Annotated in this window: 13 protein-coding genes; all 13 read right to left on the bottom strand. The window is 67.1% G+C overall.

What is annotated here, in order from left to right; translation table 11 throughout:
* Positions 1-2: 2 nt before the first annotated feature.
* Entirely contained in the window at positions 3-1,574 is a 1,572-nt protein-coding gene (locus E4K65_RS02625) for an isochorismatase family protein (RefSeq protein ID WP_135172781.1), read from the bottom strand.
* A gap of 75 nt (positions 1,575-1,649) precedes the next feature.
* Positions 1,650-2,498, bottom strand: coding sequence for an MBL fold metallo-hydrolase (locus E4K65_RS02630; RefSeq protein WP_011086154.1), 849 nt, complete (start codon positions 2,496-2,498; stop codon positions 1,650-1,652).
* Positions 2,499-2,529: 31 nt separating this feature from the next.
* The gene (locus tag E4K65_RS02635) at positions 2,530-3,414 is read right to left on the bottom strand and encodes an amidohydrolase family protein (protein ID WP_135172782.1); all 885 of its coding nucleotides are present in this window, start codon (positions 3,412-3,414) and stop codon (positions 2,530-2,532) included.
* Positions 3,411-4,532: a vWA domain-containing protein gene (locus E4K65_RS02640; RefSeq protein ID WP_135172783.1), complete on the bottom strand. Its 1,122-nt coding sequence runs from the start codon at positions 4,530-4,532 to the stop codon at positions 3,411-3,413. The genes E4K65_RS02635 and E4K65_RS02640 overlap by 4 nt, the downstream gene beginning before the upstream one ends.
* On the bottom strand, positions 4,529-5,410 hold the full coding sequence (locus tag E4K65_RS02645) for an AAA family ATPase (protein WP_135172784.1): 882 nt from the start codon (positions 5,408-5,410) through the stop codon (positions 4,529-4,531). The genes E4K65_RS02640 and E4K65_RS02645 overlap by 4 nt, the downstream gene beginning before the upstream one ends.
* A 10-nt stretch (positions 5,411-5,420) precedes the next feature.
* A complete protein-coding gene (locus E4K65_RS02650) occupies positions 5,421-6,443 on the bottom strand; it encodes a xanthine dehydrogenase family protein molybdopterin-binding subunit (RefSeq protein ID WP_027548907.1) in 1,023 nt (340 codons plus the stop codon).
* Positions 6,444-8,030 (bottom strand): xanthine dehydrogenase family protein molybdopterin-binding subunit, encoded by a 1,587-nt coding sequence (locus E4K65_RS02655; protein WP_135172785.1) that lies wholly within the window; start codon positions 8,028-8,030, stop codon positions 6,444-6,446. It lies immediately after the preceding gene.
* Positions 8,031-8,041: 11 nt separating this feature from the next.
* On the bottom strand, positions 8,042-8,518 hold the full coding sequence (locus E4K65_RS02660) for a (2Fe-2S)-binding protein (protein ID WP_027548905.1): 477 nt from the start codon (positions 8,516-8,518) through the stop codon (positions 8,042-8,044).
* Positions 8,519-8,524: 6 nt separating this feature from the next.
* Positions 8,525-9,343, bottom strand: a complete 819-nt coding sequence (locus tag E4K65_RS02665) for an FAD binding domain-containing protein (protein ID WP_135172786.1) — start codon at positions 9,341-9,343, stop codon at positions 8,525-8,527.
* Positions 9,344-9,345: 2 nt separating this feature from the next.
* Positions 9,346-9,789, bottom strand: a complete 444-nt coding sequence (locus tag E4K65_RS02670) for an SRPBCC family protein (RefSeq protein WP_027548903.1) — start codon at positions 9,787-9,789, stop codon at positions 9,346-9,348.
* A gap of 192 nt (positions 9,790-9,981) precedes the next feature.
* Entirely contained in the window at positions 9,982-10,419 is a 438-nt protein-coding gene (locus E4K65_RS02675; RefSeq protein WP_011086163.1) for an SRPBCC family protein, read from the bottom strand.
* 11 nt (positions 10,420-10,430) lie between these two features.
* The gene (locus tag E4K65_RS02680; protein WP_135172787.1) at positions 10,431-13,331 is read right to left on the bottom strand and encodes a flotillin family protein; all 2,901 of its coding nucleotides are present in this window, start codon (positions 13,329-13,331) and stop codon (positions 10,431-10,433) included.
* A 27-nt stretch (positions 13,332-13,358) separates the two neighbouring features.
* The gene (locus tag E4K65_RS02685) at positions 13,359-14,192 is read right to left on the bottom strand and encodes a phosphoenolpyruvate hydrolase family protein (protein WP_027548901.1); all 834 of its coding nucleotides are present in this window, start codon (positions 14,190-14,192) and stop codon (positions 13,359-13,361) included.
* Position 14,193 lies beyond the last annotated feature (1 nt).

Here is a 14,193-nt window from a genome sequence, read left to right on the forward strand (position 1 = left end):
GCTCATCCCAGCGCTCTGATGACGGCATCCGCACGCGTGACGATGGCGACGTTCTGCATGGCAAAATTGATCGAGGCGGAGTGCCAGTCGGCATTCATGGTCGAGCAGCAATCCTCCGGCACGATCATGAAATAGCCCTTGTCGGCGCCAGTGCGCGCGGTGTGCTCGACCGACATGTTGGTCCAGGCGCCGGTGTTGATGATCATGTCGCGGCCGGTGGCCTTCAGGATCGTCTCCAGCCGCGTCCCCTCCCAGGCGCTCATCCGCATCTTCTCGACGACGAAATCGCCGGGCCGGGGCTCCAGGCCCGAGACCGGCGCCGCGCCCCAGCTGCCCCGCACCATCGCCTTGCTGTCGACCAGACCCTCGAACAGCGGCGCGTTCAGCGTCACGCCGGGGGCGCCGGGCTCGACCACGAACCAGACATGGATGATGGCGACGCCGCGCGCCCGCGCGGCCTCGGCAAGACGCCGGACATTCTCGACGACATGCTGCTGCTTCGCGTGAGCAGGCGCGCCTGACCCGTCGAATGCGCCGCCATCCATGATGACGTCGTTCTGAAGGTCCTGGATGATCATGGCGCAGCGCTGCGGATCGAGCTGCATCTCGCCGTCGGTGAGGATGGGCGCTGCAGCCGCGGGGCCGGCGCTTGCACCGCCGCCGCGCTTGCCGCTCATATAGGGCTCGTGGCGCGGTCCCACCTTGGTCGGGATGGCATAGACCGAATGCGTCGAGGTCAGATAGAGCGTGCGGAAATCCGGCCCGCCCCAGGCGAGGTTGGCGACGAGCTCGGGCACACGAACCTTGCCGAGCAGTTCGCCGCGCGGCGTATAGACCCAGACGCCGCCGGGTGCGGTGACCCAGATATTGCCGTGCTGGTCGCACTTCATGCCGTCGGGCAGGCCAGGCTCGAGCTCGGACTTGATTCCGCTCGCGAACACGCGCGCGTTCGACAGCGTGCCGTCGGCGTTGACGTCGAACACGCGGATCAACGCCTGCACGGTGTCGTTGACATAGAGCAGCCGTTCGTCGGGCGAGAAGCACAGCCCGTTCGGCTGGTCGAACAGATTGCGCTCGACCACGAGTTTCGGCTCGCCGCCCGGCATGACGCGATAGACGCCCTGGAAGCCAAGCTGCCGCGGCCGCTCGACGCCATAGACCGGCATGCGGCCGTACCAGGGATCCGAGAAATAGATTGCGCCCGAGGAGTGCACGCAGACGTCATTGGGGCTGTTGAGCTCCTGGCCTCCGAAATGCGAGGCCAGCACTTCGCGCCGCCCGTCTGGCCGCTCGCGGATCAGCGACGACGTCGCATGCTCGCAGACGATCAAGTTGAGCTCGGCGTCGTAGGTCATGCCGTTGCATTTGTTCGACGGGCGCTTGACCTCGGTCACGCCGCGCCGCGCGTCCCAGCGCCGGCGAACGTCGCCAGGCATGTCCGAGAACAGGAGGTAATGATCGACCGGATGCCAGATCGGGCCCTCCGTGAAGTCAAAGCCCGTTCCGACCTGTGCGACCGGCGCATAGGGATCGATCAAGGTCTCGAATTCACTTCGCAGGGTGACATGTGTCATCGGTCGATCCTCGGAAGCATGATCCGGAAAAGTGTGGAGCGGTTTTCCGAAAGGATCATGCGTGAATAAAAAGCGTCAGGCCGGGAACCAGTTGCGCGGGGGCAGCGACTGTACGATCGGGCCGGGGACCTGGTCGTGCAGACGGCCGACGACCATGCCGCCCTCGATCTTGGCCGGCCTGTCGTGCACCGGCAGCAGATAGCGCGAATTGCTCAGCAGCTTCTTGATCGAGGCCTTCTCCGCGCGCTTGCTGGTGCCGTGGTTGCCGGTCGTCCGCGGCTCCCAGTCGTGAATCTCGTTGAACGGCGTGACGATCTGGTCGTTGAAATCGTAGATCACGTCGCCGCAGATGGTCGCGATCCCATCGGCAGTCTCGACGATGATGTTCATCGAGCCTTCGGTGTGGGCGTTGGCGGCGTCGCAGTAGACGCCGGGCATCAGCTCGATCGGCCCGGTAATCTCCAGATCGAGGAAACGCAGCGCGCTCTTGGTGTGCAGGCGGTCGATCAGGTGCTTGATGTCGGGCGCCGGATATTGTGGATGCATCAGGCCGGAGACCGAATATTCCAGCTCCTTGCGGTTGAGGACGACGGTCGTGTTCATCGGGAACAGATCGTCCTTGCCGGCGTGGTCGATGTGCAGATGGGTGTGGCAGACGAAGCGCACGTCGCCCATGCGCACGCCATGGCGGGCAAGCTGGTTCTCGATCATGTGCTCGTGATACTGCAGCCCGCGCATGCCCAGCGTCTCCATGATCTGGTTGGAGCGGTAGCCGGTGTCGACCACGACAGGATATTTGCCGCCGAGGATCAGAAAGCCGAGCGTGAGGACGCGGCGGGTGCGGCCGCAATCGCGACCGAGAACCAGAAAGCTCGATTCCAGCTCGATATCGCCATAGTCCAGGATCTTGATCTCCAGCGCCATCCGTGTCTCTCCATCTCTCGTTTCTTGTCCGTCAAAGCCGATAGACGCGCGCTGCGGTGGTCCTGAAGATCGCGTCCTGTTGTTCGGTACTCAGCGCAGAGGCCGCCGCGCGAAACGCGTCGACGAGCTCGCGATAGCTGGTCCACAATTTCTCGATCGGGAAATTCGATCCGAACAGGCAACGCCCGGCGCCGAACGTCGCAACCGTGTCGGTCAGCACCGCCGCGATATGCGCGGGATCGTTGCGGTGAATGAACGTGCCGAGCCCGGACAGCTTCGACACCACGTTGGGACATGCGGCGAGGCGTGCCATTCCCGCGCGCCAGGCCGCGCGGCCTGCCGGCGAAAGATCCTCCAGCATCCCGGCGTGCTGGAGGATGAAGGTCACCTTGGGGCAGGCCTCGGCAAGGTCGGCGGCGCCCGGCATCTGCGGGGTGAACACCTGAAGGTCGAAACTCCAGCCGTAGTCGGCGAGGTGTCCGATGTTGCGGCGGATCGAGGGGTCGAGACAGAGGTCAGGCCGGGCCGCAAAACGATAAAGCGGGTTCTCGTGCCAGTGCAGCTGCATCCGCACGCCGCGCACGAGCGGGTAACGCTTGAGGCGGTCGAGCTGCGGGCGGACGTCGTCGACGGCGAAATTGGCGTAGGCGACGATGGCATGGGGCCAGCCATGCGCATCCGCGGTCTGCTGCACCCAGGCCGCCTCGTCCTCGAAACGGTCATTGGCCCAGTTGGTCTGGACGTAGACGGAACGGGTGACGCCGCTGCCCTTGAGGTCGTCGAGATATTCCTGGATCGGATAGTCGCGCCGGATCGGCTCGTAGGGTCCGAAGATGCGGGGCTGCATGGGGCCGATCAGCCAGGGCAGGTCCGCCTGCCGCCAGATGTGATGATGCCCGTCGACAATCTCGGTCACGCAACTCTCCTTCGTCCCAATGCCAGCACGTGCGCGACGATCGACGCGCTCGACCCGCCGTCGACGAGATCGTCGACGAAGCGTTCGATGGCGACGAGAGCTTCGGTCTGCGGGCGAAAGCCCGGGCTCGTCGCGAGCGGCGTCAACCAGCTCAGGCGCCAGGCCCGCCGCGACAGTTTCGCCACTGCGTCGCGCAGCGCCTCGGGTGCGCCGCGCTCCAGCCCGTCCGAGACGACGATGACGGCCGCCCCGCGCGCATAGCCGCCGAACCGCGGCACCGCGAGAAAGGCTTGCAGGGCATCACCGATCCGGGTGCCGCCGTCCCAGTCGCTGACGAGATGGGCGGCGGCATTCAGCGCCTGTTCGCGCCGCTTCATCCGCAGCGCGCGGGTGACGCGGGTCAGGCGCGTGCCGAAGGTGAAGACCTCGACATTGGGCGCGGCCTGCACCAGCGCGTGCGCGAGCTTCATGTTCTCCTCGGTGCGGCTTTTCATCGAGCCCGAGACGTCGATCAGCAGCAGAAATTTTCGCGGGCGCTGCCTGCGCTTCAGGTGTCTGAGGCGCAGGACCTCGCCGTCGCTACGCACGGAGTCGCGCAAGGTGCGGCGGAGATCGGCGAAGGGACCGCGACGCGCCTGCCTGCGCCGGTGGCCGCGCCGCCTGGGTAGGCGCCGTGGCGCTTCGCGGGTCAGGCGGCGGAGCGCATCGGTCGAAGAGAGTTGCGCAAAGCGGCGCTCGACTAGCGCCTCGGTGCGGGTCGCAGTGAGGCCGGATTCGTTGGCGTCGTCGGAGAGCAGTGGCTCCTCGTCGCCGCGGCCTTCCTCCTGAAGTCGGACCGTCTCGTCGTCCTCGCCGTCGTCATCGCGCGTGATGGCCTCGCTGCCACGGAAATGGAGGTCGAACAGCCGGTCGAAGGTCGCGCGTCGCTCGGGCGGCGGGGCGAGGGTGGCCAGCGCCGCCTGGCGGATATCGCCGAGGTCGCGCGGGCCGAGCAGTTCGATCGCGGTGAGGAACATGGTGGTCTGCTCCGGCGCGACGGCAAAGCCGTTGGCGCGCAGCAGTGCGACGAAGGAGACGAACACGCGCGCCGCCTGCGGCAGTTGCAGTTCGACACTCATGCGGTCGCCTCCGCAAGCATCGCGTCGAGCCGGGGCGAGATGAAGTGCAGGTCCTCCTCGTCCTTGAGCGCGACGCCGATCGAGCGCTTGAAGGCCTCTGGCCAGCGCGCGCCTCCCGTGTGCAGCAAGGTCGCGGCCTCGGCCCAGTCGACGGCTTCAGCGATGCCCGGCGCCTTGCTGAGCGGCTCGCGCCGCAATTTTCCGACCGCCGCGACGACCGCCCGCGCGGTCGCCTCCGCGACGCTGGAGGCACGCAGCATCACGATGCGTGCCTCGCGCTCTTCGGTGGGATAGTCGATCCAGTGATAGACGCAGCGGCGGCGCAACGCCTCGTGCAGGTCGCGCGTCCGGTTCGAGGTCAACACCACGACGGGACGCTCCGCCGCGCGGACCGTGCCGCGCTCGGGGATCGAGATCTGGAAGTCGGACAGGAATTCGAGCAGGAAGGCCTCGAACTCCTGATCGGCACGGTCGATTTCGTCGATCAGCAGCACGGTGGAATCGGGGGCGCGCAGCGTGGCGAGCATCGGCCGTTCGATCAAGAACGTCTCGCCATAGATGTCGATGCTCTCGTCGCCGGCCTGGCGGATCGCGAGCATCTGGCGCGGGTAGTTCCACTCGTAGAGCGCAGCGGAGGCGTCGATGCCCTCATAGCATTGCAGCCGGATCAATCGCCGCCCCAGCACGGCGGCGATGGCTTTCGCGGCCTCGGTCTTGCCGACGCCCGGCGCGCCTTCGAGCAGCAGGGGCTTGCCGAGGGCGAGGCCGAGATAGGCGGCGGTCGCGAGCCCCTCGTCGGCGAGGTAATAGGCCGCGCGCAGCGCCTTCTCCAGCGCTGCGGGGCTGTCGATGCCGACGATGTTGCTGCGGACCGCCATTCCAAGTCCTCTAGCGCCGTGCCTGCGGTCGCGCGCCGCCCTGCGTCTTGATCGCGCGCAGTACTTTTTCCGGCGTGATCGGCAGATCGTCGATGCGGACGCCAACCGCGTTGAAGATCGCATTGGCGACGGCCGGCAACACCGGATTGGCGCACATCTCGCCGGGGCCCTTGGCGCCGAACGGACCATCCGGCGCAGGGCGCTCCAGCACGGCGATGTCGTGCGGGCAGATATCGCCGGGGCCGGGCATCAGATATTCGACGAAATCGCGGGGTCCGTGAACGGGGTCGGGATAGTAGGGCTCCGGCGTCTCGTACAGCGCATGGCTGACGCCCATCCAGGCGCCGCCGACCAGCTGCTGCTCGACCAGGCGCGGATTGAGCGCGCGGCCAAGCTCGTAGGCGGAGTCCATGCGCACCATCGCGACCTCGCCGGTCTCGTCGTCCACCTCGACCTCGGCGACCAGGCAGGCATGGGCGTAGCAGGTTGCCGGCGACATCTCGCCGGTCTCCGGATCGACGTTGGAAAGGGGGACGAGGAAGATGCCACGGCCGGAGATGGTCTTGCCCTGCTTGAACTGCGCGGCGATCGCGACGTCCTTGGTCGAGATCGAGCGGTGCGGCGCGCCCTTGACGTGGATGTTGCCGCGCCCGTCGGTCTCGAGATCGGCGGCGTTGACCTCCAGCTCCTCGGCGGCGGCCTCCATCATCACGCCGCGTGCCTCGCGGGCCGCGGCCATCACGGCGTTGCCGACGCGGTGGGTGCCGCGCGAGGCGAACGAGCCCATGCAATGCGGGCCGGTGTCGGAGTCCGCCGTGTCGACATAGACGTCCTCCACCGGCACGCCCAGCGTCTCCGCGCAGATCTGCCGTGTCACCGACTTCATGCCCTGGCCGAGGTCGATCGACGACAGCGCCACGGTGAACTTGCCGCTCGGATTGGAGTGCACCAGCGCCTGGCTGGGGTCGCCGCCGAGGTTCATGCCGATGGGATAGTTGATCGACGCCATGCCGCGTCCGCGATGCCGGGTCATCTAGCGCCTCCTGGTGCCGAAGACGGAGGAGAAACGGGTCGCGCCATGCGAGGGCGCAGCGGGCCGCGGGGGAGGCGGCGCCGGTGCTGGCGGCTCACGCGGCGGCTCGCGGGTGACCGTCGGCGGAAGCCGGTCATAGGTCGTGCGCTGCTGCGCGGCCACCGCCGGCCGGCTGCGCGAATCCGCCGGTGTCGGCGGGATCACCGCGCGGCTGCCGCCGCCGTCCTTGCGCGAGGACGCCCGCTTGAACTCGTCGCGGATCGGCCATTTGGCCTTTTCGGCCGCGACCTGGACACATTCGATCAGCGCGGTGTTCTTGGCTTCGCGCCTGTGCGCCTTCATGTCGCCGTCGCGATAGGCGTTCAGGATGCGGAACTCCATCGGATCCATGCCGACGAGGTTTGCCAGCTTGTCCATCTGGCATTCGATGGCAAAATCCATCGCCGTGACGCCGAAGCCGCGCATCGCGGTTGCAGGCGTCCGGTTGGTGAAGACGCAATAGACGTCGCCATAGACGTTCGGGATGGTGTAGGGGCCGGGCAGGTGCGCGGCGCATTTCACGGCGGCGTAGCTGGACAGCCGCGTATAGGCGCCGCTGTCGAAATAGGCGCGGATCTTGCGCGCGACGATACGGCCGTCGCGCATCACGCCATCCTTGATGTAGATGCGCTCGGCGCCGCGCGGCGGGCCGTATTGCATCTCCTCCTCGCGGCCGAACACGTAGCGCACGGGGCGTCCCGTCAGCATCGCGCCGAGGATCGCGAGCGGCTCGGTCAGCGTGTCCACCTTGCCGCCGAAGCCGCCGCCGACGGTGCCGCCGATGAAGTGGAAGGTGTTGGACGGCACGTCCAGGATCTTGGCGCAGGTGTCGACCGAGAAGAACAGCGCCTGCGTCGAGGTGTAGACGACGTAGCGGCCGTTGGTGTCGGGCGCGGCGATCGCGCCGTTGGTCTCGGTCGGCGCGTGCTCGATCGGCGACATCTGGTAGCGCTGCTCCAGCACGTGATCGGCGGTCGCAAGCGCCGCATCGGCGTCGCCGAAACGCAGGCGCTGGTGATCGTAGACCTCGTGATAGGTGAATGTGTTCTTCGGGTAGGTCTCGTTGACCACGGGCGCGCCGGGCTTCAACGCGTCCTCGACGTCGAACACCGACGGCAGCACCTCGTAGTCGACCTTGACCTTGGCGATCGCCTCGAACGCCTCGCGCTCGCTGTCGGCGACGATGGCGACGATCGGCTCGCCCTTGTAGCGGACCTTGTCGACCGCAAGCGACGGCTCGTCGTCCTTGCCGAAGTTGATGAGGCTCAGCAGCGTGTTGAGATTAACCGGCACGTCGGTGCCGCGGATGATCCGGCGCACGCCGGCCGATCGCTCGGCCTCGGTGGTGTCGATACGGCGGAGCCTTGCATGCGCCTCGGTCGAACGCACGACCTTCAGGTGCAGCATGCCCTGGAGCTTATGGTCGTTGAAATAGCTTGACGTGCCCGTGACGTGGCCGAGCATGTCCTGCCGCTGCGTCCCCTTTCCGATTTCCTTCAAATTATCGTCGCGCTCGTCGGCGAAGATGTCCTTGCGCAGTTCCAGCATGATGGGGATCCTCAGGCACTCGCTCGGCTGCCGGAAGCAGCGAGGATGGCGTCGATGATGGGCTCGTAACCGGTGCAACGGCAGATGTTGCCGGAGATCGCCTCGACCACCTCGGCGCGGCTCGGGGCGGGGTTGCGGTCGAGCAGGGCCTTGGCGGCCATCAGCATGCCCGGCGTGCAATAGCCACACTGGGCGGCAAAATGGTCGGCAAAGGCGCGTTGGAGCGGATGCAAATTCGGGCCCTGCTTCATGCCGTCGAGTGTCTCGACCGCGCGGCCGGCGACGGTCTCGGCCAGCGTCAGGCAGGAAAGGTGAAGCTCACCGTCGATCAGCACGCTGCACGTGCCGCAGCCGCCCTGGCCGCAGCCGAATTTCGGCGTCATGTCGCCGATCAGCTCGCGCAGCGCGACCAGCAGATTGGTGCCGCCGTCCACGAAGATCGCGACGTCGCGGCCGTTGTGACGAAACTGCAGGGGTATCTTGGACATGGCGATCTATTCCTGGCCGGACAGCAGGCGCCGCAGATGGACGCCGACGATCTCGCGGCGATACCAGCTGCTGCCGAGCGCGTTGTCGGATGGCGATGTTCCTTCAGTCGCTGCGGATGCGGCGGCCGCGATGGTCGCGGCATCCAGCGCGCGGCCCTCGAGCGCGCGCTCGGCTGCGCGGGCGCGGATCTGCGTCGGAGCCATCGAGCCCAGCGCGATGCGGGCGCCCGCGATCCGGCCGCCGCTGACCGGCAGATGCGCGGCGAGGGTGATGACCGAGCCGCCCTTCGGCTTGATGCGCGCGATCTTGCGATAGTGGAAGGCTTCATTGCTGGCCGGCCGGGTGCAGGACACCGACAGCACCAGTGTCCCGGCCTGGCGGTCGCGCGCCTGCAGGAACTCTTCGATCGGGATGTCGCGCGCGCCAAAGCCGCCTTGCACGGCGACGGTGGCGTCGAGCGCCAGCAGCGCGACGGTGAAATCGCCATAGGGATTGGGGGCGAAGAGATTACCGCCCACGGTGCCCATGTTGCGCACGGCGGGACCGCCGATCGAGCGGGCAGGGGCATGCAGGAAGGCGAGGTCCCGTTCGGCGAGGATTCGTGCGAAGGTGACGCCGGCCCCGAGCGTCACGCGCGGACCGGATGCGTCGATCCGGGTCAACGCCTGGTCGTGGGCGCGAACGACGGTCGAGATCGTGACGTCGCCCTCGTTCAGCGCGCGCATCACCAGCGTGCCGCCGCCGAGATAGCGCGCGCTGCGGTCCGAGGACAGCGCCCCGGCCGCTTCGCTGGCGCTCGAAAAAGTCTTCACTGTCACGGCCATGATTATGCGGCCTCCTTCAGATGCCGCCGGATCGCCTCGAACCCGGCCTGGTAAATGTCTTCCGCGACCATGTGGGTGATGCGGTCCTTGTCTTCCGGCCTGGTGGTGAAGCGCGACTCCCAGTGCCAGAAGGTGCGGTCGCCGTCGGTGACCGGCAGCAGCCGGACATGGGCGACGTAATTGAACATCGGCACCGGCGTATCGAGCAGGCAGTAGCTGAAGGACTGTTCGAGGTCGGACAGCGCCAGGAGCTGCTCCCGCAGCTCGGAGCCGTCCTTCAGCTTGAAGCGCCTCACGCAGCCGATCTTGTCGGAGGATTGTGCGCGCTCGATCGTCGAGGTCGCAACCGCCGGGTGCCAGCGGTCGTGCCCGTTGAAATCGCGCAGCACGGACCACGCCGCATCGGTCGGTGCGTCCAGGATCGTGCTCTTGACGATATGCGGCACGGCTAGGCCTCGGTTGTTTTTTTCACCTCGCCCCGCTTGCGGGGAGAGGTCGGCGCGAAGCGCCGGGTGAGGGGGAGTCTCCGCGAGTCCAACTGCCGCCGTCCCCGGAGAGACTCCCCCTCACCCCAACCCTCTCCCCGCAAGCGGGGCGAGGGGGCGAAGCGAGCCTTGACGAAAGAGTGTTGAACCACGTCAGCCTCCAAACACGCGCTTCAGCGCGTCAAAGCCGCCCTGGAACACGCCGCCGCCGATATTGTTGACGAGCTCGGTCTCGCGCTCCGGCGCGCAGTCGAACTCGGCGGTCCATTCCATGAACGTCTGGTCGCCGTCGGTGACGGGCGTAAGCCGCAGGGTGGCGACGTAGTTCTCCACGCCCATCGGCGATTCCAGGATCGAGTAGGTGCAGAACATGTCGTAGTCGGAGAGGCCGAGCAGCTTCTCGCGGATGCGGTCGCCGTTGCGCAGGCGAAAGTCCCTGACACATCCGATCTTGTCCGAGGGCTCGCCGCCCTCGATCCGGCTCTCCGCAATCGCCGGATGCCAGTTCGGCAGGCCGTTGAAATCGCGCACCCGCGCCCAGACGCGGTCGTTGCGGGCATTGACGACGGTGGAGACGTAGACGCGGGCCATGAACGCGATCCTCAGCTCTTCTTCCGCGGCCCACGCTCGGCCGGCGGTTCGCCTTCAGCGGAGGGCGCTGCGGCGGGCTTGTCGCCGCCTCCACCGCCGCTCTTGCGGGCGGACTCCTTGATGCCCTGCATGTCGCGGGCTTCGCGGATCAGGCCCGGCATCTTGGCGAGGCTGCCGCCCTCGACGCCGATATCCGACAGGAGGGAATCGATCAGCGGCGCCTGGACGCGGTAGCGCAGCGCCGAGTCAATCACCTCGTCGGTGGCGCTGCGGCCGCCATTGCCGCCGTGGCCGTTGCCGTTGAGCCCGTCCACCTGAAGGATGCGGATACCCTCGATCTTCTCCATCGGCTTGACGCTTTCGCGCACGATGCCCTCGATACGGTCGAGCAGCTTGCGGCGGAACAGCGAGTAGCGTGCCTGATCCGTGAGGACGTTCTCGGCCTCGTTGAGCATGCGCTGCGCTTCGGCCTCGACGGTGGCGCGGACGCGCTCGGCGTCGGCCGCGATCCGGGTCTCCTCGGCCTGCTTCTCGGCGAGCAGAACCTCGACCGTCTTGCGCCGCCTTGCGATCTCGCTCTCGCGCGCGGTGATGACGCGCTCGGTGGCTTCGGTCGCGTGGATGCGGGCTTCTTCCGCAGCAGCGCGCGCTGCGGATTCTTCCAGCGACTTCTGATGAATGGCGATGGCCTTCTCCATCAGGACCGTCTCGACGTCCTTTTCGCGGTTGACCTCGAGCTTGCGCAGCTCGCGCTCGCGGCCGATGCGAGCCTCGTCCAGGCCACGATCCGACGCGATCCGCGCGCGCTCGACCTCCTCGCGCGCGGCAATCTCGGCCTCCTGGAGCGACTGGACGCGAGCGACCTCGAGCTGCTCGATCGCGCGGCGGCGCTCGATCCGCGCCGCTTCCAGCGCCTGCTCGCGCGACACGTCGGTGGTCTCGACGTCCTTGCGCGCGACGATCTCGGCCTGCTTGACCTGGCGGTCGGCATCGATCCGTTCCGAGCGCTTGGTGGAGAGCGCGATGACGCGGTCCTCGTCCGCGATCTCGATCGCCTTCTTCTGCTCGATATTGAGCACTTCGCGCTTCTTGGACGAGTTGATTCGTTCGGCCTCGAGGGCGAGATCGACGCCGATGCGCTGGCGTTCGATCGCGTCGCGCCGCTTCAGCTCGGCTGCCTCCAGAACGCCGGTGCGCTCGATCTCGAGCGCGCGGGTTTCGCGCTCGGCCTGGATGCGCTCGGCCGCCACGGTCTTCTCCTGCGCGATCCTGGCGGCCTCGATCGCTTCGCGCGAGGCGATATCGGCTTCCTCGATGGCGCGATTGCGGGCGATCTCCAGCGAGCGCACCCGTTCTTCCTGGGCGATGCGGGAGGCTTCCGTGGCCTCGCGCGCGGCGATGCCAGCGACGTCGAGGGTCTGGTTGCGCTCGATCTCGAGCTGCCGCGTGTTCTGCTCGGCAGCGATGCGCTCGGCGGCCAGCGTCCGTTCGCGGGCGATGCGGGCGGCCTCGACCGCGCGCTGCGCCTCGATCTCGGCCTCCTGGATGGTGCGGACCTGCTGGATTTCCAGGGCGCGGGTGCGCTCGTCGGAGGAGATGCGCTCGACATTGACCGTCATGGTCTGGGCGATGCGCGCCTTCTCGGTCGCCTCGCGTGCGGCGATCTCGGCCTCCTCGACGGCGCGGGTGCGCTCGATCTCGCGGCGTCGCGTCTCCTCCTCATTGGCGATACGGGCATCGGTGACGACGCGGTCCTGCTGGATGCGGGCCTTCTCGATCGATTCGCGTGCGGCGATCTCGGCTTCCTCGACGGTGCGCATGCGCTCGATCTCGCGCTGGCGCACCTCGCGCTCGGAGGCAATGCGGGTGGTGTCGATCGCGCGCTGGTTGGCGATCCGGGTCTTCTCGATCTCCTCGCGCGCCAGCAGCTCCTTTTCCTCGATGGTGCGGGTTCGCTCGATCTCCTTCTGGCGGGTCTCCCGCTCCGAGGCGATGCGGGCCTCGGCAATGGCCTGGTCGTTGGCGATCCGCGCGCGCTCGATGGTCTCGCGCGCGGAGATCTGGGCCTGCTCCGCCTCAGTCTCGCGCAGTGCGCGTTCGCGGGCGACTTCGGTGCGCTGGAGCGCGCGGCGCATCTCGATGTCGCGTTCCTGCTCCAGCCGCGCGGTCTCGCTCTCGCGCTCGATCTCCAGCGCCTGCCGCTCGGCCTCGAGATTGCGGGAGCGGATCCTGATCATCGAGTCCTGCTCGATGTCGTTGCGCAGCTTCCGCTTCGCCTCGATGTCCTCCATCAGGCGGGTCAGACCTTCGGCGTCGAACCGGTTCGAGGGATTGAAGAATTCCAGGTCGGTCTGGTCGAGATCGGTGATCGCGACGGACTCGAGCTCGAGTCCGTTCTGGGCAAGGGCCTCCGCCGCATTGGTCTTGACGCGCACGACATAGTCGCCGCGCCGTTCGTGCATCTCCTCCAGAGTCATTTCGGACGCGACCGACCGGATTGCGGAAATGAACTTGCCGGCCAGAAGTGCGTGGAGCCGTTCGGGCTCCATGGTGCGGCGACCGAGTGTGGCGGCCGCGATCGAGACGGCCTCCTTGGTGGCCTGGACGCGGACATAGAAATCGGCCTCGATATCGACGCGCATGCGGTCGCGGGTGATCACGGCGTCCTGGCGGGAGCGCACGATGCCCATCGGCAGCACGTTCATGTTGACGGGCGTGTAGTCGTGGATGAACGGCAGCACGAAAGCGCCGCCGTTGATCACCACGCGCTCGCCGAGGAAGCCGGTCCGGACGAACGAGGTTTCCTTGGACGAGCGGTGGTAGAGCCAGTTCACGATGTAGACCGCGACGACGATCACGATGATCGCGACGATCAGCCAGAGGATCAACTCGCCGACCAATATCCCTGACATCTTATCCTCCCTCGAACCTTAAAGGCGTTATCGTGCGCCGATCGCCTTGAATTGCCGTACCTGTTCCGTCAGAGCCCGCTCCACGGGCAGTCGCTCCATCGAGGAGGCGCCATAGAAGCCGTGACAGTTGCGGGTGTTCTTCATGATGAAATCGGCGTCCGCGGGATCGGCGATCGGCCCGCCATGCGCGAGCACCAGAATGTCCGGATTGACGCTGAGCGCGGCCGAGGCCCAGGTGTCGATGCGCGCCGGGCAGTCTTTCAGTTTCGGCGCCGTCTGCGCCCCGATCGTGCCGCCGGTGGTGAGCCCGAGATGGCAGACGATGATGTCGGCCCCGGCTATCGCCATCGCGGCGGCTTCCTTCTCGCTGAAGACGTAGGGCGTGGTCAGCAGGTCCTTCTCGCGCGCCTTCGCGATCATGTCGATCTCGAGCGCGTAGGACATCCCGGTCTCTTCGAGATTGGCGCGAAACACGCCGTCGATCAGGCCGACCGTCGGAAAGTTCTGCACGCCGGCAAAGCCGAGTGCCTTCAACTGGTCGAGGAACACGTCCATGTCGCGGAACGGATCGGTGCCGTTGACACCCGCGAGCACCGGCGTCTTGCTGACGACAGGCAGAACTTCGCCGGCCATCTCCAGCACGATGGCGTTGGCATCGCCGTAAGCCATCAGCCCGGCGAGCGAGCCGCGGCCGGCCATGCGGTAGCGGCCGGAATTGTAGATGACGATGAGGTCGACGCCGCCGGCCTCCTCGCATTTGGCCGACAGGCCGGTGCCGGCGCCGCCGCCGACGATGGGCTCGCCGCGTCGTGCCATCTCGCGGAACCGCTTCAACAATGCTGCGCGTTCAAACCGGGCCATC

Origin of the sequence: Bradyrhizobium niftali (assembly GCF_004571025.1) — a bacterium.
GTDB classification, from domain to species: domain Bacteria; phylum Pseudomonadota; class Alphaproteobacteria; order Rhizobiales; family Xanthobacteraceae; genus Bradyrhizobium; species Bradyrhizobium niftali.

What these genes read in the sequence shown, in the direction of transcription:
- E4K65_RS02625 (WP_135172781.1), bottom strand. Translation starts at nt 1,574, where the DNA reads ATGACACATGTCACCCTGCGAAGTGAATTCGAGACCTTGATCGATCCC.
- E4K65_RS02630 (WP_011086154.1), bottom strand. Translation starts at nt 2,498, where the DNA reads ATGGCGCTGGAGATCAAGATCCTGGACTATGGCGATATCGAGCTGGAA.
- E4K65_RS02640 (WP_135172783.1), bottom strand. Translation starts at nt 4,532, where the DNA reads ATGAGTGTCGAACTGCAACTGCCGCAGGCGGCGCGCGTGTTCGTCTCC.
- E4K65_RS02645 (WP_135172784.1), bottom strand. Translation starts at nt 5,410, where the DNA reads ATGGCGGTCCGCAGCAACATCGTCGGCATCGACAGCCCCGCAGCGCTG.
- E4K65_RS02650 (WP_027548907.1), bottom strand. Translation starts at nt 6,443, where the DNA reads ATGACCCGGCATCGCGGACGCGGCATGGCGTCGATCAACTATCCCATC.
- E4K65_RS02655 (WP_135172785.1), bottom strand. Translation starts at nt 8,030, where the DNA reads ATGCTGGAACTGCGCAAGGACATCTTCGCCGACGAGCGCGACGATAAT.
- E4K65_RS02660 (WP_027548905.1), bottom strand. Translation starts at nt 8,518, where the DNA reads ATGTCCAAGATACCCCTGCAGTTTCGTCACAACGGCCGCGACGTCGCG.
- E4K65_RS02665 (WP_135172786.1), bottom strand. Translation starts at nt 9,343, where the DNA reads ATGGCCGTGACAGTGAAGACTTTTTCGAGCGCCAGCGAAGCGGCCGGG.
- E4K65_RS02675 (WP_011086163.1), bottom strand. Translation starts at nt 10,419, where the DNA reads ATGGCCCGCGTCTACGTCTCCACCGTCGTCAATGCCCGCAACGACCGC.
- E4K65_RS02680 (WP_135172787.1), bottom strand. Translation starts at nt 13,331, where the DNA reads ATGTCAGGGATATTGGTCGGCGAGTTGATCCTCTGGCTGATCGTCGCG.
- E4K65_RS02685 (WP_027548901.1), bottom strand. Translation starts at nt 14,192, where the DNA reads ATGGCCCGGTTTGAACGCGCAGCATTGTTGAAGCGGTTCCGCGAGATG.